Here is a 25,254-nt window from a genome sequence, read left to right as displayed (position 1 = left end):
CTCCTTAGTCGCAGGCGAGAATTGTCACTTCAGTCTAATCTAGCTCATCCGGGTCTTGGCTCAGCCCATAGCGCAAGGCCGCAATAACCCCCGGAGCCACCTGGGGGCCGCCGCGCAGCTGGATGTCATCTTCCGCGAACGGTCCGGCCGCTTCCAACTCCTCCTCGGTGGGGCGCAGCTGCAGCAACGTGGTTTCGATGCCATCCTCGCGCAGCGCACCGGAATAAAGGCGCGCCGGGCGAGGGGAGGGGTCCTCGCTGGAGGTATCGCGGAACTTAATTTCTTGGGCCAAGATGACGCCGGCGACCTCGCGCGGCCAGGCCAGGCGGGAGACATAATCGGCCAGCTGCTCTGAACCGGGCTCGATGTTTTCGGGCACATTATCCTGCACGATGAGGGTAAGCGGTGCGGCGTCCTCTTCATCGAGTGCGGCAAGCTGATCGGCTACCAAGTGGGTGGGAACCAGCGCGAAGATGGTGGGGCGGGCGTCCCAGCCTTCGGCGTGGACGAATTCCACGGCTTCGGTCATCGCGCGGTTTAAAGCTGGCTGTGATAATTCGGGGGAACTCATGAACATCCTTATTCGTTATCTGTGTATTGCTTCCTTAAGCTGGAAGAAGTCTACAGGTTTTAAATTCGCACTAGTTGATTGGAGCTGGCGTTGTCCTTAGGGTCATCCACACCAGCCGCCCCGTTGAAGCGGCCCCCGCGGGTCGCGACAATCATTGCGGCCATCATTGCCGTCCTCTTGTTCTTCGGCCCCATGCTCGTGGGCATGTACACGGATTGGAGGTGGTTTGGTGCGATTGAATACCGGAACGTCTTCACCACCGCGATTATTGCGCGGATAGTCCTCTTTATCATCTTCGGTCTTGTGGCCGCTGCAGTGGTGTGGGCCGCCGGCTACTTTGCCTGGCGCGGGCGCCCGGATTCGCTCGACCTTGGGGACCTGAACTCGCCGGTGTATCAGTACCGCAAGTCCATTGAGAAGTCCATGGGCGTCTTCTTCAAGGTCATCCCCGCCGTCGTGGGCGTCATCGCCGGTTTTATCGGCCAGTCCAATTGGCGCACGGTACTGCTCTTCCTCAACGGCCAGGAATTCGGCGAACAAGACGCCCAGTTCCACCACGACCTAGGTTTTTATGCCTTCACCTTGCCGGTTCTAAAGATGGTGGTCAGCACCCTGTCCATCTTGTTGATCCTGGCCTTCCTCATCGCGCTTTTCGGCCACTACGTGCTGGGAGGCATCCGCATTGGCAATAAAGCCGCCGGTGTGCGCGGCTCCATCTCCCACCCCGCCCGCCTGCAACTGGCGATTACCGCCGGATTGTGGATGGTAGCCCAGGTCATTGGCTACTGGTTGGAGCGCTATGAGCTGCTTAATACCCAGCACGACCTCTTTACCGGTGGTTCCTATACCGATATTCACGCCTACCTGCCGGCGAAGATTATCTTGATGATCATTGGTGTCTTTGTGGCCGTGGCCCTGTTTATGGCCGTTGTCATCAAGGACCTGCGCATCCCCGGCCTGGCCGTGGTGCTGATGCTGCTGTCCTCGCTGGTCATTGGCCAGGCATGGCCGCTGCTGATGGAACGCTTTTCCGTACAGCCCAACCGCCAGGCGAAGGAAGAAGAATCCATCGCCCGCAATATCGAGGCCACGCGCTATGCCTATGGGCTTACGGATGAACACGTCACCTATGAAGACAACTGGGGCGGGGAGGAAGTCTCCGATGACAAGGTGGCCTCTGATAACGCCACCATCAATAACCTCCGCCTGCTGGATCCGGAGATCCTTTCTCCTACCTTTACGCAGATGCAGCAGCTGAAGAACTTCTACGGCTTCCCAGAGACGCTGTCGATGGACCGCTACGAGATCGACGGCAAGAAGCGCGACTTCGTCGTCGCCGCTCGCGAGTTAGATCCGAACGAGCTGCGGGAGAATCAGTCGGACTGGATTAACCGCCACACCGTCTACACCCACGGCAACGGTTTTGTGGCAGCCCAGGCCAATAAGGTCGACGAGGTAGCCCGCGATGCAGGTTCTGCCCGCGGTGGCTTCCCCATCTTTACCGTGTCTGACCTGCAGACCCAGGCCGGCGAGTCCGAGGGCGAAGGCGAGACCCAGGACGCCGAGAAGTCCCTTGGCATTAAGGTAGACCAGCCGCGCATCTACTACGGCCCGGTCATTGCCGGCGCGGCCGATGGCATGGATTATGCGATTACCGGCAAGACCGGCGATAACCCGGTCGAGTACGACACCGATAGCTCCACCTATACCTATGACGGCAAGGGCGGCGTTGGCATTGGCAATATCTTTGATCGCACCATGTATGCCGCCAAGTATCGCGAGCTGAACTTCCTGCTCTCGGACCGCGTTGGCAGCGAGTCCAAGCTGCTGTATGACCGCGATCCGCGCGAGCGCGTAGAGAAGGTTGCTCCGTGGTTGACCACCGATTCCGCTACTTACCCGGCCGTGGTTGATGGCCGCCTGAAGTGGATTGTGGATGGCTATACCACCCTGGAATCCTTGCCTTACTCCCAGCGTGCCTCGCTTTCCGACGCCACCCAGGACACCCTCAATCCCGATGGCACCACCCAGCGCTTGGTCAATGACAAGGTCGGCTATATTCGCAACTCGGTCAAGGCCACCGTCGATGCCTATGACGGCACTGTGGACCTCTACGAGTTCGACAAGAATGACCCAGTGCTCAAGGCCTGGCAGGGCGTCTTCCCGGACGTCGTTAAGCCTGAGGCGGAGATCTCCGATGAGCTGCGCCAGCACTTCCGCTACCCGGAGGATATGTTCAAGGTGCAGCGTGACCTCTTGGCGCGCTACCACGTGGATGACCCGAATGTCTTCTTCAATAACGACGCCTTCTGGTCCGTGCCGAACGACCCCACTGCGGAGGAATCCCGCCAGCTCAATCAGCCGCCGTACTACGTGATGGCCGCTGACCCGGAAACCGGCAAGCCGACCTTCCAGCTGACCACGTCTTACCGTGGCCTCAACCGCGAGTTCTTGTCTGCGCACATGGCCGTATCCTCCGAACCGGAAAACTACGGCGATATCACCGTGCGCGTGCTGCCCACCAATACACAGACCCAGGGCCCGAAGCAGGCACAGGATGCGATGATGTCCTCCGACCAGGTCGCCCGCGACCGCACCCTGTGGGAGGGCACCAATGACCTGCACAACGGCAACCTGCTAGCCCTGCCAGTAGGTGGCGGCGAAATCCTGTACCTCGAGCCGATTTACTCGCAGCGCAAGGACCAGGCTTCTGCCTTCCCGAAGCTGTTGCGCGTGCTCGTGTCCTATAAGGGCCGCGTGGGCTATGCCCCGACCATCGGCGATGCCCTCGAGCAGGTGGGAATCGACGCCAAGTCTGCCCAGAACATCGAGGAAGTTGACGGCGATTCCGAGGACAAGGACGGCGCCAAGGATGAGGAGAAGAAGAACGAGTCTAAGGACGATAAGCCTTCGGCCCCGGCTTCCGCTCCGTCTTCTTCCGACGAGGCGGGTGCCATCGATGACATCAACAAGGCCCTGAAGGGGCTTGAAGATGCGCGCGATGGCTCCTTCGAGGAATACGGCCGCGCCCTGGATGAGCTCGACAAGGCTGTGGAGTCTTATCAGAAGACGGACAAGTAGTTCCGGCTTATAATCGCGATCGATTAGGCACCTGCCCAGCGGATTTGGGTAGGTGCCTTTCCCTATGTATAGTTACATGAGTCGCCGGGACAGAGCGAATACACTTTGTGTTAACGCACTGTTCAAGCGCAGATGATGGAAGTCATCTCGACGCGGGGTGGAGCAGCTCGGTAGCTCGCTGGGCTCATAACCCAGAGGTCGTAGGTTCGAATCCTGCCCCCGCTACCAACTTCCAAGCCCCTACCAGGAGAAACACTGGTAGGGGCTTTAGTTATTTCTCTTAAGGCGCACGTCCTGGGACTCAAATCGGGACTTTAGCGATGGCATTTTGTCACTTAAGCCGGTTTGGAAGTGATGGGGTTAAGTGACAATTTTCGATTTTGTGACCTTGGATGACTGTGTCGTTTTGAGGAGTCGTCTGCACGGATTTCAGAAGTCCTCTGTACTATCGCCATCCACTCCGGAGAGGCCGCGGACGTTCGTCCACTTCATCTGGAACGCGATTCGACAGAGCGCATTCAATACGATGGTCTTTTTCTCCCTGCGAAGGATGGGGGCAGTTTAGGGTGCCAGGGTGTTGACCAGATCGAGGAATTCCTCAGCGTAGGCAATTTGCTTGCGTAGCTTTTCGTAGCGGGTGCGCGTCTCCTCACGAATGTCGGCAAGGGTGGCCTTGGCATTACTCCGTGCCTGCTGTGCGGTATCACTTTCCTGCCCGCCATCTGAACTATGAAGAATCTCCGCAGCTTCCAGGAATTCCCGCATCTGATCCAGAGTAAACCCCAGCGGTTTCATCCGTCGCACCAGCAAAACACGACGTACATCAGCTTCACTATAAAGCCTGAACCCACCAGGGCTACGCCCCGATGGGGTAATCAGGCCGACGTTGTCATAATAACGCAAGGTGGGAATCGACAACCCCGTCTGGTCAACGACCTCGCCGATCTTGAAATTACTGTTTTGCATTGCCTGTTCTCCTTCACGGTGATGTTGCCCACAGGTTCCTGTGCCTGGGTTGGCGGTTGAGTAAAACTCCCGCTACCATGACTACCATCACCAAACCTAAAGTTACTAGAGGGTTGGATTCCTTTCGGGCGTTCGCCCAGTTACCTATCCCCTCAAAGATTGGACATCTATGACTGAAACTAGCACGGCGGCCCCCCGCCCCCTCCTGAGTCCAGACGGCGCTGATGCCCCTACCGGGATCATCGCATCCTTCCGTTACGCATTTTCTTCCCCCGCCCGTATCCGTATAGAGATTCTGGCCGGACTGGCGGTATCCCTGGCGCTGATCCCTGAGGCCATTGCCTTTTCCATCCTTGCCGGTGTTGACCCAGCCATGGGTCTGTTTTCCTCGGTAGTCATGGCCATTGCGATCGCCTTTACCGGTGGCCGCCCGGCAATGACCACCGGCGCCACCGGGGCTATTGCCCTAGTCATTGCTCCTGTGGCGCGTGGTTACGGGATGGATTATTTCATCGCCACCGTCCTGTTGGGCGGTGTCCTACAAATCGTGCTCGGCGCCCTCGGTGTGGCGAAACTTCAGCGTTTTATCCCCCGATCGGTGATGCTGGGTTTCGTCAATGCACTGGGCATTATGATTTTCACCGCCCAACTCGAACACCTCATTGATGTGCCTTGGATAGTCTACCCACTCGTCGGCTTGGGTGTGGTGATCATGATTTTCTTCCCCAAGCTCACCAGTGTGATCCCCGCCCCGCTGGTCACGATTATCGTGCTCACCGGTTTGGTCATTGCCGCCGGTTTGACTGTCCCGACGGTCTCGGACATGGGCAAGATGCCGGAGACCTTACCGTCCCTGTTTATTCCGAACGTGCCGTGGACGTTGGAGACCCTGCAGATCATCGCGCCTTATGCCCTGGCCATGGCCGTGGTCGGTCTCATGGAATCGTTGATGACCGCCAAGCTCGTCGATGACATCACCGACACTCATTCCGATAAAACTCGTGAATCCTGGGGACAGGGGGTGGCTAATATTGCCTCCGGTTTCTTCGGCGGCATGGGTGGCTGCGCGATGATCGGTCAAACCATGATCAACGTCCGCGAATCCGGGGCACGTACCCGCCTATCCACCCTGTTAGCCGGTGTGTTCCTGCTGGTCCTGGTCCTGGCACTGGGCGACATCGTTGGCATGATCCCGATGGCTGCGCTGGTGGCAATCATGATCATGGTCTCGGTCGGCACCATCGACTGGCACTCGGTGCATCCACGCACCCTTAAACTCATGCCGGTCTCTGAGACCATTGTTATGGCCGTGACGATTATTGCCACCCTAGCCACCAGCAACCTGGCCATTGGTGTGGTGTTGGGTGTGGTCACCGCGATGATCATGTTCGCCCGTCGGATGGCACATATCGCTTCCATTGAAAAGGTCTCCGAGATCGACGGCGACGGCGATGGCGAGATTGATACTCGTACCTACCGGGTGCATGGCCAGTTGTTTTGGGCATCAAGCAATGACCTGGTTTATCGCTTTGATTACACCGATTCTGCCCGTCATATCACTATTGATCTCACTGAGGCGGAGATCTGGGATGCCTCCACGGTCGCGACCTTTGACGCGATTACGCAGAAGTTCCAGGACAGAGGCAAAACCGTGTCCATTATCGGGCTCGACGGTCCCAGTCAGGACCGGCTGAACCGCCTGTCTGGCCGGCTTGGCACCGGCCACTAACATCCCCCGACTCGAGCTCATCGACTTGGCGCCCCAACTTATAACCGGGGCGCCAGTTTATTGGTGCTGTTGCAAAGTTGGGGCATAGGAAGAGCATAAAAGAAGCGTAGCGGTTAACCGCTACGCTGTGTTGTGGGGATTTTTACTTTTTACGGTGCACGTGTTCTAGTTAGTGGTTCGTTTCTTTCCTCGGGTGATTGCGACGGTATTCCTCGACTAAGTGAGCAATACCCGGCGCAGCCTGGGACAACATCCAGGTCATAAGCGCTATAAGAACCCCTATGACGATAAGTGTTAACGCCAACCAGCCCAGTGTTGGGCCGATGCCGTTGGCCTCCTGGACGTGACCCCACAAGGCAGACACGCCGTCGGGTATGCCGAGCATACTTAGCAGCCCGTTCCCCAAGGCTCCGACAGCAACGAGTGCGATAGCAACGAAGAGAACACTGGCTGCAATCCACGAGGCAGACATGCAGGCCTTAATAAAGTTCGTGTTCGACTTTTCCATGTCGTCGTTGTACTTTTTGCGCTCTGCACGTATCTTCTCCAGCAGCTTTTCGTTGGACTCCTTCTCCTGGAGCAGGGCGCTGCGAGCCTTCTTAGATGCTTCTGCTGCCTTGTGCAGGCTTTCGGACTCTTTCGACATTGCCTCAGATACAGCTACTTCTACCAGCGGTTCCAGGCTAGAAGTCAGGCTCGAAGTCATCTGAGCGTTCAGGCTCTGGGCTACTGCTTGGCTGGAATCCTTGTCGAGATGGATGGGGCTTTCGGCTGCTTTGAGTACCAGCTGTTGCATCCTTGTCAGACGCGACATCTGCTCGCTTATCTCGATTAGGTACCCTTTTACCCCCTCCAGGCCGTTGGGCAGATCCTCGATGTTCCTTATCAGCCCGGTGATCATCTGCTGCACTTCCATCATCGTTACTTGGAAGTGACTGCTGCTCACGTAGTTCTTGTTTGCGGCGAGATTGCTTTTTACGTTCCTTAATTCGCTTTCCGCTTGCGTCAACCTCGTCGAGAAGTCGCTGGGCAGAGAACTGAGAATGTCCCCTGTATTCTCCGGCAGACTCTTCAGTTTCTCCTGCAGCGTCTTGATAGCCTTCTCCGCCTTGTCCAGGCGTGGGCTGAGAACCTTCAAGACGCTGTCCATCTTGCCTTTCGCCGCTGCTTGGGCTAGCTTCGTCATCTCGGTCACTGACACCATGATTGAATACCTCCTGGTTGTTATAGTTTTCTTCCTCCTCGTCATCGAGAAGGCTGGAGCCGTATTTCGCCTCCAGGTCGTCATCGGTTGAATTGGCTTGAAGTGCTGCAAGCTGCCGCGCAAGAAGGGCTGATTGGGCCTCGTTAACGCGTTCGGTCACACCCTCTAGCGAGTAGCTGCGGCCCAATTTTGAGCCAGCTTTAGCTGCTTTACGCTTTCGAGTACGTCCGGCCTTCGTGGTGTTCGTGAAGTAGGCATCCTCGCCGTCGTCGTCGACCAGGGCCACGGTTAGCGACTCACCCTCGGTTTTTGAGTTGGGCTGCACTTTTAGAGACAGGTTGTATTTGCCAGCAATCTCTACTGCCTTCGCCAGTGGGTCGTCAGCATCTGCCACCTGTTTATCCGCGCACAGCTCATTCATGCGCTTGCGGGCAAAATCAGCCCACGTGGCTGCGGTCAGCTCATCCACGCCCAGGCCCGTCGAGTCTGTGGACTTGCCCTCCTTGCGTGCCCTGCGCTCAGCAGGAAGCAGCGATATTTCCGGCTCTCGCTCCAGGACACGCATCCCCAAATCGCGCATCAGCTCGTCGTTGATATTGCGCAGCTTGTACCAGTTGCGCATATCCCGAGGTGCAGCCTTCTTTGTCTGCGTATCGTGGTTGGCAAAGACGATATGGTTGTGGACACAGCCGCTTTTACTGTCGGTGTGCGTAGCCACGGTAAACGGAACTCCCGTGCCCTGCGTCAGCCGCATCGCCAGCTCTGAGCCAGCCGCATTAGCCCGAGCTACATCGGCCGGGTTATCCTTATCCAGCTCGTCTTTAGCCCACGATTGGATATAAATAATTGCTTCGTCAGTGCGCTGAGCCGGAGCATATCGCTCCATTTCTTCCACACTGGCTTCCATGAAGTCCACACCCGACCAACGGCCAGCCGTAGCCTCCGGAGAAAACGATTCAGCGTTAGGTTGAACCGTGCATAAAACATCGGCTCGCACCTCACCCTTGCGGGCATTGTCTGCCGTTCCATAGACGGCGTAGACCGTTGCCGCGCGGATATTCTGGCTGTAGTTAATCTTGATTGTGGACAAAGTCCTTCACCTCTTTGCGAAGAGAAGAAACCTCGGAGCCAATGCTTTCTACAGCCTCAGACACGGGGGCCACGCCGTCGATATTCGCGCGGCGAGCCAACTGGTTTAGATTGACGCCAATCCGCCGCAGTTGGTCGTTCATCTCGTCCAGGCGGCGCAGCGTGTCCGGGGCCAAACGCTTTTGCGTCAGCACGCTCTCCTCCTCCGCGAGGACATAGAGAGCTTCCCGGAACACGACGGCCTTTTGCACCCCTACGACCCGTGCGACCTCCTCGACAAATCGGTCTAAATCCTTATCGAGGCGCACGGTTGTACGCGAATATGTCGAGAACTTGTCTCGCATATCCACCTCCTACTTATCGTGCTTACTGTGGCAGGGTGGCCCCGACTGCTGATGCAGCCAGGGCCACAGTCTGTTTGTAAGGGTCACGCTTCTCTGAACTGCTCCCCATTAGTTGGACTGAGAAATCAGTTTCCGATTAGTGGGGAGTAGTTTTCATTGAGAGCCCGAAGTTTGGTGAGTGAGCATCAGCGGGAGCAGTTGGTTGAACTATTTGAGCAAGGCATAGGCTATCGTGCCGCTGCTACTGCTCTTGGTGTCTCCAAATACGCCGCCCGTATGCTCTATCGTCGGTTTAAACTGCATGGCAGACTATGTCTTGTGGAAAAACCGACTAAGCAGCAGTATTCGTTCGAAATCAAGAAGGAAGTTGTCCAACGCCACCTTTCTGGTGAGACAGCGATGAATCTTGCGCGCGAGTTTGGCCTGTCATCAGAGAAGCTGGTCAGCGGATGGTCGAGGAAATGGCGTAATGGTGGCGATGAGGCACTAAAACCGAAGCCGAAGGGCAGGCCCAAGGGCTCGGTCACGCCGAAGCCGCTCTCGGAGGAAGCGAAGCTGCGTCGCCAGATCGCGCGGTTGGAAGCGGAAAACGCATATCTAAAAAAATTGCGGGACTTGAGGAATCAGGGACACGCCTGAAAGTTCAGGCGATTGTCATCCTCAAGTCACGGCATCGTCTGCAATACCTTTTGGATGCGGCAGGCATGCCGAGAGCAACGTTCTTCTACCACCAGAAACGACTCAGCGAGCCGGATAAGCACGCTGCGCTCAAAGACGCGATCTTAGAAAGCTTCGAGCGTAACAAGCATCGCTACGGCTACCGACGAGTGCTACTTGACCTGCGCAACCAGGGGTGGGTGGTCAACCACAAGCTCGTCTACAAACTCATGAGCGAAATGGGGCTTCGAGCCAAGGTCCGCCGGCGCAGGCCATATGTTTCTTATAACGGGACGATCAGCCACATTGCCGACAACACGCTTGACCGCAAGTTCACCCCAGATAAGCCAAATACCGTCTTTGTTAGCGACGTCACCGAGTTCAGGGTCGCAGGCCGCAAGGTCTACCTGTCACCGGTGATGGATCTGTTCGACCGTTCAATCGTTGCCCACACCGTGGCTACATCGCCGTCGACAGCGTTTACCGCCGATTCTTTAACTAAGACAATTAAAACGTGTACGCCTGAGCCTGGGTGGATGATGCATACCGATCAAGGTTTCCAGTACCAGCATTCGTCCTGGCGCAACCTGATTCATGACAACGGTGGTGTTCAGTCAATGTCGCGTAAAGCCAACTGTTACGACAACGCGGTCATGGAGAATTTCTTCGGGCACTTGAAAACCGAGATGTACCACGGAGAAGTCTTCGACACCGTCGCAGAGTTCAACCAGGCCATCGACGAGTACATCCAGTGGTACAACACCGAACGCATCCAACAACGACTCAAGGGTCTGACCCCGATGCAATATCGAAATCAGACCCTTGAAGCCCTAACCGCCTAGAATTAAACCAGTCCAACTTTCGGGGGCCAGTTCATTCGCCGGTGAGGGCCATTTTTTATTTTTGCTTACTGGGCGGAATCTAGTGAACGTGCGGCGACATGGTCTGTAGCGGGAAAGTAGCAATCAGGCTCTAGACAGCAAACCCTTACCTAGGTAAGGTAAGCCTATGCAAAAGAAAGACTTCATGAATGTGCGTGCAGTTATCGCACTCGTAGCCACTCTAGCCCTAGGCGCAGGCCTTGTTGCGTGTTCTTCTGATTCTTCTTCTAAGGAAGGAAACGGAGAAAAGAAGATCGAGCGAGTTGTGGCGCTTGATTGGCGCTACGAGGAAATTCTCAAGGCCCTCGATGTGGACCCAGTGGGAATCGTGGAAATCGGTAAGTCGGAGGCACCGACCACTTTGAAAGGGCAGCTGGGTCAGGCGACCTCTGTGGGCCAGGCCAAGCAGCCGAATCTAGAGGTTATCCAGTCCTTGGAGCCGGATCTGATCCTGGCTAGCCCTACCCGTCAAGCCGATATCATGCCGCAGTTGGAAGAGATTGGGCAGACCGAATCCTACCCAGATGAGACTTACTTGGACGTGCTGGACTCGATGGATGAGATCGCGGCCAAGCTAGGTAAAGAGGAAAAGGCCAAAGAAGTCCGTCAGCGCATCGAGGACAAGATTGCTCATACCAAGGATGCGGTAAAGCCGGGGAGCCGTGCGGTCGTGGCTGGCTGGTCCAGTGAGATGCTCTATACCTGGGTCAACCCTTCCTTCCCCCAGTCGCTACTAAGTGAGGTGGGCTATGACTATGCCTTCGAAGGTGAGAAGTCATCCATCGAATCTAAGACTGATGTAGCGGAACTGACCGGCGATAAGCTCCCTGGTATGAAGGCTGACCTAGTCTTTATGTACAAGGACGTCGATGCGTTTAAAAAGACGCCCTATGCCAAGGGTAGCGGCGACATTGTAGAGGTGGACCAAGATATCTGGTCGCGCGCCCGCGGGCCGCTTTCCGCCGAGCATATGCTCGATGACATCATCGCCGCTGAAGAGTAGTGGCACCTCGAACTAAAACCAGCGCCTGCCTGGTCCTTGCAACCGCTGCCGTCGCCTTCGTGTGGTGGTGGCGGCTTCGCCATGTTCAGGTGCCAGCTGATACCCCGTGGCTGGAAGAAGAGCTGCATAGCGTGGCCTTTGACCGTCTCCTTGCCACCACGGTCGTCGGTATCGCATTAGGGGTAGGCGGGTTATTGCTGCGGACGGCAACTGCGAATCCGCTAGCCGATCCGTCCATCACTGGTGTGAACTCCGGTGCGGCACTCGGCGCAGTCGCAACAGCAATGTTTATAGGAAGCGAAACCTCGAGTGTTGACCAGTTGCCCGGTGCGCTGTTGGGTGCGGGGATTGCTGTGGGGGTGACGGTGGGCGTCGGTAAGAGCGGTGCCATTCAGCGCATGGTGCTTGTTGGCGTTGCCGTTTCCGCGCTGTGTAGCGCCTTGACCTCCATTTTCTTGGTGATAGATGAAGCTCAACTGGCTACGGTGATGTCATGGCTTTCTGGTCGGCTTGCCGGTGTGCGCCTAAGCGGTATCATACCGGCGCTGATTGCCGTGCTGGTCGTGGTTCCCTTGACCTTAGTCGGTGCAAAAACGCTGGACTTGCTCGTAGCAGGCGATGCCGTGGCTGGTGCTGTCGGCGCGAAGCCGGAGCGCATTCGGTTGGCAGCCATTGTGGCGGCGGTAGTGCTTATTGCTCCGGCCGTAGCTGCAACTGGGCCGATTGGCTTCTTGGGGTTGATGGCCGCGGCCGTAGCGTGGCGGGTGTGCGGCTCACACCACCGCATGGGGCTGTGCGTGGCTGGAATTGTTGGAGCAGCGGTGCTTTTGGTGGCCGATTCGGTTGGCCAGGCAATCTGGGCGCCAGCCGAGACCCCAGTGGGCATCGTGACTTCTTTGGCTGGCATGCCATTAGTGTTGTGGGCCGTCCATGCGCTGGGGAGGAGGAAGCATGCGGCATAAGAGATTTGTTGGGGTGCTAGTAGGACTCATCCTGGCGTTGGCGTTGAGCGCAATCATCGGCATGGGCGTCGGTGCGGTGATGAAACCGCCGGGCGAGGTGATCACCGCCTTCGTTACCGGAGAGCCGCTCATCTGGAAGTACCGCGCCCCGCGGATCTTGGTGGGAATCTGCGCTGGTATTGCCATGGCCGTCTCTGGCTGTCTATTGCAGTCCGCGCTACGCAATCCTTTGGCCGCACCAGATACGGTGGGTATTACCTCCGGCGGCGGACTCGCGGCCGTTGCGGTACTCATGGGATCAGGCGCCCTGCCGGCCCACCTGCTGACTTTCATAGCCTTTATTGGAGCGTTGGCTGGAACTGGGCTGGTTCTTCTCCTCGCCGGACGCGGGGCAAGTGATCCGGTGCGCCTGCCGCTTACCGGGGTGGCGGTATCCTTTGGGCTGGGCGCCATCACCGAATTGCTCTTGGTGCGGGCCGCCCCAGAGGCAGGAGCGGCCATGACATGGTTGAAAGGTTCGCTTTACGCCCGCTCGCTTGGCGATGCCACCATTGTCGCCCCCTTTATCCTTCTCGCCCTAACCGTCTCGATGGTGGTGGCAAGACACCTGGATATGCTCGCGCTGGATGACTCGACCATGGCCGGCATCGGCGTGAGCACCAAGATGTTGCGCCTAATAGCAGTAGCATTAGCCGTCATCCTCGGCGCCGCGGGAGTCGCCGCGGCCGGGGTCTTGGGCTTCGCCGGACTCATCGTCCCACATGCTGCTCGCTTGGTTGTTGGCGCGAACCTGCGCCGGCAAATACCCGTGGCGGCCCTGGGCGGCGCGGTCCTTGTGACCGCATGCGATACGCTCGGTCGCTGGGCCTTCGCCCCCACGGAACTCCCCGTTGGCGCGCTCATCGCGCTGATCGGTGCACCGTATTTCATTTTCCTATTGACTCGGCTGACCCGAGTGCGAAACGGAGGCTAGACATGACCCTGACGTGTAGCGAATTAACCGTGGGCTACGGTGGCCCCGATGTGGTCAAGGATGTAAATCTTCACTTATCCAGTGGTCAAGTAACCGCTCTGATCGGGCCGAATGGCTGCGGCAAGTCGACGCTTCTCAAGACATTGGGCCGCCAGCTTACGCCCAGCGCAGGCGCGGTGTACCTCTCGGGCCAAAATATCAGCAAGTATTCCTCGCGTGCCTTTGCCCGTGAAGTTTCTTTTCTGCCACAACATCCCGTGGCTCCGGAAGGGGTATTAGTGCGTGACGTCATCGGTTACGGCCGCTATCCCTATACAGGGGCGCTAGCGACGATGCGGGCCGGAGATCATGCAGCGGTTGAGCGTGCTGCCTCGCGTGCTGGGGTGAGCGCGCTTCTCGACGCCCCCGCGGCAGATCTTTCCGGTGGTCAGCGCCAGCGCGTCTTCCTCGCTATGACTTTGGCCCAAGAAACGCCAATTACCTTGCTTGACGAGCCGACTACTTACCTCGACCCCGCGCACCAATTGTCCATTTTGGATCTGGTTCGAGACCTCAATGGCGCTGGGACCACAGTGGTCATGGTGGTCCACGATATGGTCCATGCCGCGCGTTATGCCGATCGAATCGTAGCCATGCGTGAGGGACGCATTGTGGCCGAAGGGCCTACCGAGGAGGTAATGACCGCTGAACTCGTACGCGAAACCTTCTATGTTGAGTGTTTAGAGATGACTGATCCATCCACCGGTCGACGCTTTCCCATACCCATTTCCGTGCACGCTCCTGAACTTTCTGGAACCCTAGAGGGGAGAAGATAAATCTATTTAAAGGAGTACGAAGCAATGGCGAATAACCTAGGCCACGAAGTCGACCTGGACCGCAACGAATACAAGTACCTGGCATCTGAAGACTCCGTGTCTTCGGCAGCTAAGTCTGGCACCTCCGCTCAGTCCGGTGCGGCTGCAGCGGGTGCAGGCGCTGCAGCGGCAGGCGCCGCGGGCGCTGCCGGCCTATCCACGCCGGTAGGCAAGCAGGCTGCAGATAATGCAGAATCGACCGCCAGCAAGTACGAGCCGCAAAACCACGTCGTCGCTGGTGCCGACGAAGAGCATGTAGGCTCCGCGCCGCAGCAGCCGGACCTGCAGGAGAAGTTGGACGAGGGTAACTCGGACTACGCACCGAGCCAGCACATCGTGGGTGGCGCGCAGGAAGAGCACATCGGCTCCGCGCCGCAGCAGCCAGATCTGCAGGAAAAGTTGGACGAGGGTAACTCGGACTACGCACCGAGCCAGCACATCGTAGGCGAAGCAAACGAAGAGCGTGTTGCTACTGCGCCGAACCAGGACAACGTCAATGGGCAGCAGTCCTCTGAGCGCCTGGATCAGCTAAAGGGCAAGGCATCCGAGGCTGGTAGCGCCGTCGGGGATGCTTTCCAGCGCGCTAAGGGCTTCGTGGAGGACAAGGCACACGAGTACCAAGAGGAGTCCACGAAGAAGGGCGGCTTCTTTGACCGCGTCAAGGGCGCTGTCCGCGATGCTCGCGAGTCTATTGAGGACAAGCGCAAGAACTAACCAGCGCTGAGATTGAGCCGCTTTCCCGGGTTCGGGGAGGCGGCTTTTGTCGTGTATGCAATCCTGCTAATCGTCCAAGGTGCGGAGGTAGAGTCGGCTAATCAGCAGGCGTCTTGGCACGTCCACAAGTGGGCGCAGGAAGGGGAGGAAGGGCTCGGAGGCGGCGTCGATAAGCAGCAGCGTGCGACCATCGCGCAGGCGCTCAAGGGTGAAGGTTTCCTCGCCGCGCTCGAGGTGTCCGGGGAGGGTGCCGTAGGTGAACCCGCAGCGGCCGTCTTCGTGGAAGACATCGACCACGCGACAGCAAAAATCCCATGGGCCGAGGCCCATGGTGACCTCCGCGCCGAGCTCCACAACGTCATGGGTGGGGCGCACGCGGAAAAGGCCGCTGCGTTGGATTGACCAGCGGAAAAGCCGGTGCGCGGCGGTATCAAAATCAGCGTCGATGACTCGTGACATGTGCAGCTGCGGGAAGCCAGAAGTATCGGAATAAGACAGCGGTGTGACCATGCGCCCAATGATAGGGGAGGGGTGATTACCCCCGAATTCTGGAAGAAATATAACGGCTTGGACACAGTCACAGGAGTTTGCTGATTCCACAAATTTTTCGTGCCAGTATCGAGCTTGCACGATGTTGACAACTGAAAGTAGGTACCTTGATGCTTCGCATTCCGCACCTTAAGAAAGTCCTGGTGGGCTCGGCTTTCGCTGGTGCGTTTTTCCTGGGATCCCCGGCCGCAGGCGCCCAGGAATTGCCCCAACCGGATTTCGATTCCGCAGGGATTATTGACCAGGTCCGAGATGGCCTGGCTGGGGTAGGCATCCAAACCCCGCAGGTGGATAAGAACGTCACCGACGCCGTGGATTCCTCTGTGCGCAACGCGCAGCAAGCCGTGCAGCACACGGCGCAGCAGGCACAGTACGCGGAGCCGATGACCAACCCGAATCCCATCGGCCTAGCGGAACAGGCCACCCAGCCGGAGTTTAAACCGCAGGGAACCAATCCAAACTATAAGTGGAAAAATGATGGATTTTCCAAGGTAGCTGCGGGCAAGCCACAGGCTGACTACGTGCTGCACCGCGTGCCGGGCTCGTTCTTTGATGCCCCACGCATTCCAGAAGAATCTGTTGCGGCCATGAATGAGGGCGAGTCGCTTTATGGCCCCGGCACCCCGGTTTATGTCGATGAGAAGATGATGTGCACCCTGACTGTGGCGGGCAACGATAATGCTGGCCGCAAGGTTGGGCTTACCGCTGCGCACTGCGGCAACGTGGGGGATTCGGTCACCTCCGCCGATTCGGAGCAGATTGGCCCGACGGGCACCGTGGTGTCCAAGAATGAGGACCTGGATTACGCCGTCATTGAGTTCGGCTCTAAGGCCAAGGTCTCCCGCTCCTACAATGGCGTAACCGTCAATGAGTTGGGCGGCGGCGTTAAGCCGGGCCAGCAGGTGTGCAAGCAGGGCGTTGCCACCGGAAAGACCTGCGGTGTGACCTATCAGCAGGCAAAGAAGATCCAGGTTAACCAGGTATGCGCCATGATGGGCGATTCCGGTGCACCGCTGTTTGCCAACGGCCGCCTCATTGGCTCGATTACCGGCGGTTTCCTGCCGGTGAATTTCCCGTGCCGCACCCCGCTGCAGGGGCCGGTTCATAACCCAACCGCCGCAAACACCATGGATGCAGCCTTGGCGGATATGAACCGCCGCGGTGGCGTAGGTGCTGGTTTTACATTGCCTGAGGACTAGCCTCGCCAAACCTTTGCCCGCTTTCCCAGCCTGGGGGGAGCGGGCTTTGTGCATCTTTGGCTGGTGCTAAAACCACAGCCAATCGGGTATAGCGTGAATTACTTGCGAGCCATATCCAGAAGCCAGTCAGAGAGCCGCGCGATAGTGCAGCCGTCCTTATTGACACGCACCCGCCGCTAACCCGGATGCGAAACTCTGGGCGACAGGTGCGTGTTACGCCAGCTGCGGAGAAATCCCTAGCGCTGCAGTGCGGCTAGGGCGTGCTTGTGGAGCAGGCCGTTGGAGGCGACGCCAGATCCGCCGTGTGGGCCGGGGTTTCCGTCCAGATCCGTGAACGTGCCACCGGCCTCGGTCACGATGAGGGAGGGCGCGGCGAGGTCCCACAAGGACACCTCGGGTTCGGCGGCGATGTCTACCGCGCCTTCGGCCACGAGGCAGTAGGACCAAAAATCACCATAGCCGCGCAGTCGCCAGGTCTTGTCCGTGAGCGCGAGGAATTGATCGCGCAGGCCGCGTTCGGCCCATCCGGTCAGCGAGCTCATGGCCAGCGAAGAATCGGCGAGCTTTTCCACGTGGGATACGCCCAAGCGCTTGGGCTCGCCGCCGAAAACGCGGAAGGTACCAGCGCCCTTGGCTGCGTACCAACGGCGGCGCAGGGCGGGTGCGGAAACCACCGAAACTACCGGTTCGCCATCTTCCAAAAGGGAGATGAGCGTGGCCCATACGGGGACGCCACGCACGAAGTTCTTGGTGCCGTCGATGGGATCGATGACCCACTGGCGGCCCTTATAGCAGGCCTCGCCGCCGTATTCCTCGCCTAGCACTTCATCGCGCGGGCGGGAGCGCTTGAGAGATTCGCGGATCTGCTTCTCACAGGTGAGATCTGCATCCGATACAGGAGACATATCCGGCTTTTCCTTGACAGAAAGATCGGCGGCCTCGAAACGATGCATGGTCACCACATCGGCATGGCCCGCCAGCTCGAGCGCGAGACCCAAGTCTTCTTTGAACTTACCCACGGAGCCAATCCTCCATCTGATCCACTACCTGTTTATTGCCGGCCAAGCACCATTCGACGCCGCCGGCCTCTACCTTGCGGGCAGCACCGCCGGCCGCCTCCACGAGGGCTTTGCCGGGGAACCAATCCCAATCCGCCACCGAATGCTGCATCCATGCGCCCCATGTGCCATCGGCCACGGAGGACAGGTCAACAGAACCGGCACCGAGCATACGGACTGTAGCAAAGTTTTCCGCCACGCGCTGCCATGCCCCGCGGATATCCGCATCCACCAGCGAGGTTGGGTGCAGATACGTGGATAGTGAAATCTGCTCGGCCGGCTTCTCCTCTAGACGAGCCACCTCTTTCCCGTCGAGGGAAGTGGGGTAGTCGCGGCCGCCGAACCAGGTATAGCCCATGGCGGGGCGGTGGACGGCGCCGAGGGTGATCCCGGTGGCGTCGGTAAGCGCGAGCGCAGAGCACCAATAGTCGGAGCCGGAAGAGAAATTGTAGGTGCCATCGACCGGGTCAATGACCCAGGTGCGGCCGGACTGGGACTCGCGGGCCGCACCCTCTTCGCCGAGGATGCCGTCTTCCGGACGCACGGCCTCGAGCACGCCCGCAACGAAGCGCTCGGCCGCCCGGTCCGCATCCGTAACAACGTCCGAGATAGAAGTCTTTTGCTCTACGTCGACGCCCATCTCGCGCAAGCGCCAGGCCAGGCGGCCGGCGTTATAGACAAGGGCCTGCGCAAGGTGCGCATCCCCGTCATCCGCGTGCGCGACAATGAAGGTCTTGATGACCGCGTCGATCATCTCCTGCAAGCTCGGCTTTTGATCCATGCCCACCATTGTCACCCTAAACGCGGCCGATGGCTAATTATGCCGGCCGGGTGGGTAGGATTGGGGCCTATGCGTCCCGAAGTAACAGCACGGCTCAAGCAATTGGAAACCACCCTGACCACCATCGAGAAGGTCATGGACCCGGAGGCTTTGGCTGCCCGCATTCGGGAACTAGAGGCCCAAGCCGGCGACCCATCCCTGTGGGATGACCCCGCCCACGCGCAACAGATCACCTCCGAGCTTTCCGCAGCGCAGGCCAAGGTCCGCAAGTTGGAATCGCTGCGCGGGCGCTTAGAGGACATGCCCGTGATGTACGAACTCGCGGAAGAAGAGGGCGATACCTCCCTGGCGGATGATGAGCTCGATTCCTTGGAGTCTGCCATCGAATCGCTGGAGGTCACCACCATGCTTTCTGGTGAGTATGACCCGCGTGAGGCGGTTATCAATATCCGCTCCGGTGCCGGCGGTGTGGACGCGGCCGACTGGGCCGAAATGCTCATGCGCATGTACACGCGCTGGGCGGAAAAGCACGGCCACAAGGTTGATGTCTATGACATCTCCTATGCGGAGGAGGCCGGTATCAAGTCCGCGACCTTTGTCGTCCACGGTGAATACATGTACGGTCAGCTCTCCGTGGAGCAGGGAGCGCACCGCCTGGTGCGCATCTCGCCCTTTGATAACCAAGGGCGGCGCCAGACCTCCTTCGCCGAGGTAGAGGTGCTTCCGGTGGTGGAGCAGACTGACTCGATTGAGGTGCCGGATTCAGAGGTGCGCGTCGATGTCTATCGTTCTTCTGGTCCGGGCGGCCAGTCTGTCAATACCACCGACTCGGCGGTGCGCCTGACCCACATTCCCACCGGCATTGTGGTGACCTGCCAGAACGAAAAGTCGCAGATTCAAAATAAGGCCTCGGCCATGCGCGTGCTGCAGGCAAAGCTACTGGAACGCAAGCGCCAAGAGGAACAAGCTGAGCTCGATGCGTTGGGCGCCGGTGGCAACGCCTCTTGGGGCAATCAGATGCGCTCCTACGTGCTGCACCCGTATCAGATGGTCAAAGACTTACGCACCAATTTTGAGGTGGGCGATCCCTCCAAGGTGCTCGATGGCGATATCGATGGCTTCCTTGAATCCGGTATCCGCTGGCGCATGCAGCAACAAGAAGATCAAGCTTAGGTCCATACTGATCGGGCTGAATTGAACGTGAAAAGGCCGAACTGAGGGGAGAAAATCCTCAGTTCGGCCTGATCTCTATGGACTTAACCCGCGTAGTCCATCGGCGCGCCCGGTCCCAGCGGGATGCCGATGAGGTACCAGATGACGAAGAAGGCGAACCAACCCACGATCATGCAGAGGGAATAGGGCAGCGCCAGCGACATCAAAGTACCCACACCCGCGTGCTTGTAGTAGCGCTGCAGGAAGGTCAACGCCAGCGCGAAGTAGGGCGACATTGGGGTGATGATATTCGTCGGAGAGTCACCGATACGGAAGAGCATCTGGGAAACCTCAGGCGAGACGCCCACATACATCATCATCGGCACGATGACCGGGGCCATCAGCGCCCACTGGGCGGAACCGGAGGTGATGAAGAGGTTAAGCAGCGCGACCATGGCCACCAGTGCGGCGAACATGACCAGCGGCGGCAGGGACCAGTGCTGGAGCAGCTCGGAGCCCTTGATGGCGGTCCATACGCCGAGGTTGGACCACTCGAACCAGGCGAGGAACTGAGCGACGGCGAAGAAGAGGACCAGCATGGGAACGAGGGTCTCGATGCCCTTGGCCATAAACTCCGGGACATCGGCAAAGGATTTCACGGTGCCAGCAGCCAAGCCGTAGACGATGCCGCATACCAAGAAAGCCAGGGCAATCGGCACCGCGATGGCGCTAATGAGCGGCGACTCCATGAAGCTATCCCCTTGGCTTGCCAGCGGGGAGCCGGGGATAAAGAGCAAGGCAAAGAAGGCGGCCAAGAAGAGCAGGAGCGCGATGCCGGAAGCAATCAAACCGCGCTGTTCGTTGGGCTTGATGCGCATCGCCTCTTCATCATCGGTGAAGTCGTACTCACCATCCTCTTCCGCGTCCGCGCCGGAACCACCAGCGGCCTTGGAGAAAGATACCTCTTCATAATTGATGTGGTCATGGTCCACGAGCTCGCGGGCCTTTTTGACCATGAGGAATTCCGTGACCGCGGTAATGATGAGGGAGAGCACCACGGCAGAAGGGATAACGAAGAATATATTGGCCAGCGGGCTGACCTCATATTCCGGGTCCACAAACTGTGCGGCCGGGGTAGAAATACCCGCCAGCAGGAGGTCAGTGATATTCAGAATCAGCGAGGCATTAAAGCCGGCAGACGATGCCGCAAAGGCCACCATCGCGCCCACGATGGGGGAGCGGCCCACGGCGTGGAAGGCCATTGCGCCCAGCGGGATCAGGATGACGTAGATGGCATCAGAGGCCACGGAGCCGGTCACGCCGGCCAGCGCCACCACGAAGGTCAGCATTTTGGCGCTGACCTTGGTCACCATCGCGCGCACCAACGCGGAAAGCAGGCCAGACTGCTCTGCCACAGCCACGCCGAGCATCACGGCAAGGATGACGCCGAGCGGCGGGAAGCTGGTGAAGTTCTCCACTGCATCAGTAACCATGCGTGAGATATTCTCGGTGGTCAGCAGGGATTCTACTTCGATGGTCTCGCCGGTCTTGGGGTCCTCAGCGGTCATGCCAATGAGGTGCCCCAGCCACGAGGTCACAGCGACTATGGCTGCGAGGATGACGAAGAGCCAGAATGGATCCGGCAGCTTATTGCCAATCTTTTCTACAGTGCCCAGGAAGCCGCTTGCAGAACGTGGTTTTTCTTTAGTTTCGGTTTCGGCCATTGTATCGGCACTTCCTGTCGATCGGTCGGAACAAATTAGTGTCTTAGACCACATTACTTAAATACAGTTCACAGCGTGGTGTCAACTTTAGTTGCTACAGTGATTCGCGTGATTAGATTCGACAACGTGACTAAGGCCTACTCCGCCGAGTCTCGCCCAGCGCTCGATGGGGTGTCTTTCGAGATCGCGGATGGTGAATTCGCCTTTCTCATCGGCCCGTCCGGCTCCGGTAAGTCCACTTTCCTGGAGCTCATGGTGCGCTATAGCAATGTGACCAAGGGCGATATTTATTTTGATGACTTCCACGTCAACAAGCTTTCCGGCAAGCAGATTAACGTGCTGCGCCAGTCCATTGGCTATGTTTTCCAGGACTTCCGCCTGCTGCCCAAGCTGACGGTGTACCAAAACGTGGCCTTTGCGTTGGAGGTTATTGGCAAGAGCAAGTACCGCATCTCCACCTCGGTCCCGCAGGTCTTGGATCTGGTTGGCCTAGAGGATCGCCGCGATGCGTATCCGCACGAGCTTTCCGGTGGCGAGCAGCAGCGCGTGGCCATTGCCCGCGCGGTGGTCAATCGGCCGAAGCTTTTGCTTGCCGACGAACCCACGGGCAACCTCGATCCCTCCACCGCCGACGAGATCATGGACTTGCTGCTGGGCATCAACCGCCGTGGCACCACAGTGGTGATGTCCACCCACAATGCCCGCGCCGTCAATGGGGCACGCAAGCGCGTGCTGGAGCTGCGCAATGGAGTCCTCGTGCGCGATGAGCACGAGGCGACGTACGAGGGGGAAGCATGAAGCTAGGTTTTATTTTCCGCGAGGCCACCAAGGGCCTTGGCCGCAACCTGACCATGACCATCGCCATGATCATCACCACCGCTATTGCGGTAGGCCTCGTTGTTGCCGGCATCATGGTGACCAACCTGACCAAGGACACCAAGGAGATCTACCTCGACCGCGTTGAGGTTATGGTCCAGCTTAACGAGGATATTTCCGCTGGTGACCAGGATTGCGTGACCCCGGCCTGCGCGGATCTCCAGGGACAGCTCGACGCGGATGATTCCGTCGAGTCCGTGGAATACCGCAACCGCGCGGAATCCTATGAGCGATTCAAGGAACTCTTCCAAGACACCGACCCCGTCATGGTGGAACAAACCTCGCCCGATGCGCTGCCGGCAGCGTTCCACGTGCGCCTGAAGGAACCAGAAGACGCTTCTGCGATCGATGCGATTAGGGATAACCCGGCGGTAGAGGATGTCGTCGACCAGCAGCAAGAAGTGCGCGATGCCGCAAGCAACCTGGACTCTATCCGCAATGCCACCTTTGTGCTGGCTATTGTGATGTCCGTGGCGGCCATCTTCTTGGTGGCCAATATGGTGCAGATCGCCGCGTTCCACCGCACCCGCGAAACGGAAATCATGCGCATGGTGGGCGCGAGCCGGTGGATGACGCAGGCGCCGTTCGTACTGGAAGCAGTGCTGGCCTCGCTCATCGGCGTGGTCTTGGGTGGCGCCGGGATTTTTCTGGGCAAATCCCAAGTGGTGGACCCATCCCTGCAAGGGCTGTATGAATCCCAGCTGCTCGCCCCCATGAAGTCTGGCGACCTCTGGATTGCCCTGCCTCTCGTGGGCTTGCTGGCGCTGGTGGTCACCGCCGTCACAGCACATATCGCCCTGCGGTCCTATGTGCGCAAATAGCCCGTTTGCTGGGCCGGCTAAAAGGGCACTACACTGCCATAATTATGGCTAAGAAGGGCAAGAAGAATAAGAAGGCGGCGTCCGGCGAAGCAACGCTCGCTACTAACCGCCGGGCCCGGCATGACTACAAGATCCTCGAGGAATACGAGTGCGGCATCGTCCTGCTCGGCACCGAGATCAAATCCCTGCGGGAGGGAAAAATCTCGCTTAATGATGCCTTCGCTACCATCGATGATGGCGAGGTGTACCTGCGCAACCTGCACATCCCGGAATATTCCATGGGCTCGTGGACGAACCACAGCCCGCGGCGCACTCGCAAGCTTTTGCTGCACCGCCGCGAGATCGACAAGCTTTACGGGCAGGTGCGCAACGGTAATAAGACCTTGGTCCCGCTCAAGGTCTACCTCAAGAATGGCTACGCGAAGCTTTCGCTCGCGCTGGCTCAAGGTAAGCAGGACTATGACAAGCGAGAGGATATTAAGCGTCGCGACCAAGACCGCGAAATTTCCCGCGAGCTCGGCCGCCGCGTGAAGGGCATCAATGTTTAAGACGGCGAAGGTTCACGATGTAGTCAAGGGCGAGGACACTATCGAAGGCACTGGGGTGCTGGTGGATCGGATGTGGCCCCGGGGCGTCGCCAAGAGCGACCTGGTCTACGACGAGTGGTTCAAGGACGTCGCGCCGAGCCCCGAGCTGCGCAAGTGGTGGAACCACGACGAGGATCGCTTCGACGAGTTTGCCCGCCGCTACAAGGCCGAGCTCGACGACAATGACTCCGACGAGCTCGCCCAGCTGCGTGCGCTTGCCGACGCCACCCTCCTCTTCGCCGCCGCCAACCGCACGGTCAACCATGCGGTAGTCCTCAAGGAATGGTTAGAGGAGCACTTGAGGAAATAAAAGTGGGTGGGGTAGTGTTGAACGAACCGTAGGGAAGATGCACTATCCCGTCCCTACAGCATGGGGTTGATTTGGTTTCGACTTCGTGCACTGCGCCAGGGGAAGCGTGCCGGTGCAGGCTAACGACCACCGTTTAAGCGTCGTAGCAACCAATAAACGCAGAGAAGAACTCTCAGCGTGACTACGCCCTCGCTGCCTAATTACAGCGACGCGTGTCTGTCAGCCTAGGTTTCGTTCCTGACCTAGAACCTGGCATCGACTAAGGAACTAGCCGGCTGGCCGGGTCATCAGGACCAGTCGGGACTTTTACTGGTGACTGGGCCCATCATCCGGACGCGTTCGCCCGATCCGGAGGGCCGAGCAGAGATTCTGTGCGGACTGCGCACGGAGAAGCCCTGGCAAGGTGACGAAGGACCCGGGTTCAATTCCCGGCAGCTCCACCAATAGGCCCCCGAGAAATCGGGGGCCTTTTTCCATGCAATGGCTTTTAGATCTGCGAACCCTCTCCTGCGGCATTGGGGGAAGGCAATCTCGCAGTGGAGTTGGGGCCTTCTATATGGCTTAAGTCGCCCACCGAATCCTGCCTTCTGGCGCGGAGTTGCTCTGGCATGTGGTGCGGGAAATCCGCACTGTGCTGGGGATTTGTCATTGTTGGAGGGGTTGGACTACATTAATCGAAGTCGCCGCGAGGTAGCCGGGAGGTTACTTTTGAGCGAATTTCGTGCGGACTTGGTTCAAGGATTTGACAGGGTTCATTGAGTTGAGTAAGTTTGTACGAGCCGCCAACGAGAGGTTAACGGTAGGTTAATTTTTTTGTGGTGTGCGGATGATGTTTGAGAACTCAATAGTGTGCCAATGTACTTTTTATTTTTTGTGTGCATGGTTGTGTGTTGATTGGTTTGTCTGCCAGCAGGCTTAGTGGTTTGTTGGTTGGTGTGTGCCGGTTGGGTATGTGGAACACGTACCTATTTGAATGCTGTTTGGTGTTTCGGCTGCATTGAGATGGATTGGTTGGCATGTGATTGTGTTCAACTTTTTGGTTTCCTCTTTTTTGACCCCGTCGGGTTGAGGGAACTGTATTTTTTCTTTGTAGTAATTTTTTGGACGCCAGCACAGGCTTTTGTGGTTTGTGGTGGTTTGTTTGTTTGTTGGGTTTCGGGCTTTTCACG

At 58.2% G+C, this 25,254-nt stretch carries 23 protein-coding genes, 1 tRNA gene and 1 other RNA gene; 16 read left to right on the top strand and 9 right to left on the bottom strand.

The window, feature by feature from the left end:
* Positions 1–34: 34 nt before the first annotated feature.
* Positions 35–571 (bottom strand): PPA1309 family protein, encoded by a 537-nt coding sequence (locus MHY08_RS09410; RefSeq protein ID WP_239236408.1) that lies wholly within the window; start codon positions 569–571, stop codon positions 35–37.
* Positions 572–694: 123 nt separating this feature from the next.
* Here MHY08_RS09410 and MHY08_RS09405 point away from each other — a divergent pair, with 123 nt between their 5' ends.
* Positions 695–3,652 carry a UPF0182 family protein gene (locus tag MHY08_RS09405; RefSeq protein WP_239194256.1) on the top strand — a complete coding sequence of 986 codons (2,958 nt, stop codon included), beginning with the start codon at positions 695–697 and terminating at the stop codon, positions 3,650–3,652.
* 151 nt (positions 3,653–3,803) lie between these two features.
* Positions 3,804–3,880 (top strand) — tRNA-Met (locus MHY08_RS09400).
* Positions 3,881–4,213: 333 nt separating this feature from the next.
* Here the strand turns inward: MHY08_RS09400 and MHY08_RS09395 are convergent.
* A complete protein-coding gene (locus tag MHY08_RS09395) occupies positions 4,214–4,618 on the bottom strand; it encodes a MerR family transcriptional regulator (RefSeq protein WP_034664654.1) in 405 nt (134 codons plus the stop codon).
* Between the two features lie 169 nt (positions 4,619–4,787).
* Between MHY08_RS09395 and MHY08_RS09390 the strand changes: the two genes are divergently transcribed.
* On the top strand, positions 4,788–6,347 hold the full coding sequence (locus MHY08_RS09390) for a SulP family inorganic anion transporter (RefSeq protein WP_063938611.1): 1,560 nt from the start codon (positions 4,788–4,790) through the stop codon (positions 6,345–6,347).
* Positions 6,348–6,516: 169 nt separating this feature from the next.
* On the opposite strand, the gene MHY08_RS09385 is transcribed toward MHY08_RS09390, so the two are convergent.
* The 3 genes from MHY08_RS09385 to MHY08_RS09375 are packed head-to-tail and all read right to left on the bottom strand — an operon-like array spanning position 6,517 to position 8,984.
* Positions 6,517–7,053, bottom strand: coding sequence for a hypothetical protein (locus MHY08_RS09385; protein ID WP_224783739.1), 537 nt, complete (start codon positions 7,051–7,053; stop codon positions 6,517–6,519).
* Positions 7,031–8,641, bottom strand: a complete 1,611-nt coding sequence (locus MHY08_RS09380; RefSeq protein ID WP_239236407.1) for a relaxase/mobilization nuclease domain-containing protein — start codon at positions 8,639–8,641, stop codon at positions 7,031–7,033. Before MHY08_RS09380 ends, MHY08_RS09385 begins: the two co-directional genes overlap by 23 nt.
* Entirely contained in the window at positions 8,622–8,984 is a 363-nt protein-coding gene (locus MHY08_RS09375) for a MobC family plasmid mobilization relaxosome protein (protein WP_005293765.1), read from the bottom strand. Before MHY08_RS09375 ends, MHY08_RS09380 begins: the two co-directional genes overlap by 20 nt.
* A gap of 156 nt (positions 8,985–9,140) precedes the next feature.
* Between MHY08_RS09375 and MHY08_RS09370 the strand changes: the two genes are divergently transcribed.
* From MHY08_RS09370 to MHY08_RS09345, 6 genes are all read left to right on the top strand, one after another.
* Positions 9,141–10,483 (top strand): IS3 family transposase gene (locus MHY08_RS09370; RefSeq protein ID WP_370658797.1). Its coding sequence is split into 2 segments (ribosomal slippage): positions 9,141–9,582 and positions 9,582–10,483, totalling 1,344 coding nucleotides; the frame shifts between segments, so codons are not numbered across the junction.
* 166 nt (positions 10,484–10,649) lie between these two features.
* Positions 10,650–11,525, top strand: a complete 876-nt coding sequence (locus MHY08_RS09365; RefSeq protein ID WP_049157735.1) for an ABC transporter substrate-binding protein — start codon at positions 10,650–10,652, stop codon at positions 11,523–11,525.
* Positions 11,526–11,554: 29 nt separating this feature from the next.
* On the top strand, positions 11,555–12,487 hold the full coding sequence (locus MHY08_RS09360; RefSeq protein WP_255710473.1) for an iron ABC transporter permease: 933 nt from the start codon (positions 11,555–11,557) through the stop codon (positions 12,485–12,487).
* Positions 12,477–13,460 carry an iron ABC transporter permease gene (locus tag MHY08_RS09355; RefSeq protein ID WP_239236405.1) on the top strand — a complete coding sequence of 328 codons (984 nt, stop codon included), beginning with the start codon at positions 12,477–12,479 and terminating at the stop codon, positions 13,458–13,460. The genes MHY08_RS09360 and MHY08_RS09355 overlap by 11 nt, the downstream gene beginning before the upstream one ends.
* A 2-nt stretch (positions 13,461–13,462) precedes the next feature.
* Positions 13,463–14,275 (top strand): ABC transporter ATP-binding protein, encoded by an 813-nt coding sequence (locus tag MHY08_RS09350; RefSeq protein ID WP_239236404.1) that lies wholly within the window; start codon positions 13,463–13,465, stop codon positions 14,273–14,275.
* Between the two features lie 24 nt (positions 14,276–14,299).
* The gene (locus tag MHY08_RS09345) at positions 14,300–15,028 is read left to right on the top strand and encodes a kinesin (RefSeq protein ID WP_239194216.1); all 729 of its coding nucleotides are present in this window, start codon (positions 14,300–14,302) and stop codon (positions 15,026–15,028) included.
* Between the two features lie 66 nt (positions 15,029–15,094).
* Here MHY08_RS09345 and MHY08_RS09340 read toward each other — a convergent pair whose 3' ends face one another.
* Complete coding sequence (locus MHY08_RS09340; protein WP_239194215.1) at positions 15,095–15,538, bottom strand: DUF1990 family protein; 444 nt, start codon at positions 15,536–15,538, stop codon at positions 15,095–15,097.
* A 149-nt stretch (positions 15,539–15,687) separates the two neighbouring features.
* Here MHY08_RS09340 and MHY08_RS09335 point away from each other — a divergent pair, with 149 nt between their 5' ends.
* Entirely contained in the window at positions 15,688–16,776 is a 1,089-nt protein-coding gene (locus MHY08_RS09335; RefSeq protein ID WP_239236402.1) for a S1 family peptidase, read from the top strand.
* A 236-nt stretch (positions 16,777–17,012) separates the two neighbouring features.
* Here MHY08_RS09335 and hisN read toward each other — a convergent pair whose 3' ends face one another.
* Together hisN and MHY08_RS09325 are read right to left on the bottom strand one after the other, a co-directional pair.
* Positions 17,013–17,795 (bottom strand): histidinol-phosphatase, encoded by a 783-nt coding sequence (gene hisN, locus MHY08_RS09330; protein WP_239236400.1) that lies wholly within the window; start codon positions 17,793–17,795, stop codon positions 17,013–17,015.
* Complete coding sequence (locus MHY08_RS09325) at positions 17,788–18,624, bottom strand: inositol monophosphatase family protein (protein WP_005322319.1); 837 nt, start codon at positions 18,622–18,624, stop codon at positions 17,788–17,790. Before MHY08_RS09325 ends, hisN begins: the two co-directional genes overlap by 8 nt.
* Before the next feature lie 60 nt (positions 18,625–18,684).
* Between MHY08_RS09325 and prfB the strand changes: the two genes are divergently transcribed.
* Complete coding sequence (gene prfB / locus MHY08_RS09320) at positions 18,685–19,788, top strand: peptide chain release factor 2 (protein WP_204609865.1); 1,104 nt, start codon at positions 18,685–18,687, stop codon at positions 19,786–19,788.
* A gap of 83 nt (positions 19,789–19,871) precedes the next feature.
* Here prfB and MHY08_RS09315 read toward each other — a convergent pair whose 3' ends face one another.
* Entirely contained in the window at positions 19,872–21,491 is a 1,620-nt protein-coding gene (locus tag MHY08_RS09315) for an AbgT family transporter (RefSeq protein ID WP_239236398.1), read from the bottom strand.
* A 108-nt stretch (positions 21,492–21,599) separates the two neighbouring features.
* On the opposite strand from MHY08_RS09315, the gene ftsE reads away from it, so the two are divergent.
* The 5 genes from ftsE to ssrA all read left to right on the top strand — a co-directional run bounded on the left by ftsE (position 21,600) and on the right by ssrA (position 24,528).
* Positions 21,600–22,289 (top strand): cell division ATP-binding protein FtsE, encoded by a 690-nt coding sequence (gene ftsE / locus MHY08_RS09310; RefSeq protein ID WP_204609863.1) that lies wholly within the window; start codon positions 21,600–21,602, stop codon positions 22,287–22,289.
* Positions 22,286–23,188 carry a permease-like cell division protein FtsX gene (gene ftsX, locus MHY08_RS09305; RefSeq protein ID WP_239236395.1) on the top strand — a complete coding sequence of 301 codons (903 nt, stop codon included), beginning with the start codon at positions 22,286–22,288 and terminating at the stop codon, positions 23,186–23,188. Before ftsE ends, ftsX begins: the two co-directional genes overlap by 4 nt.
* Positions 23,189–23,232: 44 nt before the next feature.
* On the top strand, positions 23,233–23,736 hold the full coding sequence (gene smpB / locus MHY08_RS09300) for an SsrA-binding protein SmpB (RefSeq protein ID WP_005322310.1): 504 nt from the start codon (positions 23,233–23,235) through the stop codon (positions 23,734–23,736).
* A complete protein-coding gene (locus MHY08_RS09295; protein ID WP_239236391.1) occupies positions 23,729–24,085 on the top strand; it encodes a DUF488 domain-containing protein in 357 nt (118 codons plus the stop codon). Before smpB ends, MHY08_RS09295 begins: the two co-directional genes overlap by 8 nt.
* A gap of 62 nt (positions 24,086–24,147) precedes the next feature.
* Positions 24,148–24,528: a transfer-messenger RNA gene (ssrA, locus tag MHY08_RS09290) on the top strand.
* Positions 24,529–25,254: the final 726 nt, after the last annotated feature.

Origin of the sequence: Corynebacterium sp. ACRPJ (assembly GCF_022347345.1) — a bacterium.
In the GTDB taxonomy this organism is placed as follows: domain Bacteria; phylum Actinomycetota; class Actinomycetes; order Mycobacteriales; family Mycobacteriaceae; genus Corynebacterium; species Corynebacterium tuberculostearicum_D.
The sequence above is the reverse complement of the archived record's forward strand: the minus strand, read 5'-3'. Positions and strand labels throughout refer to the sequence as shown.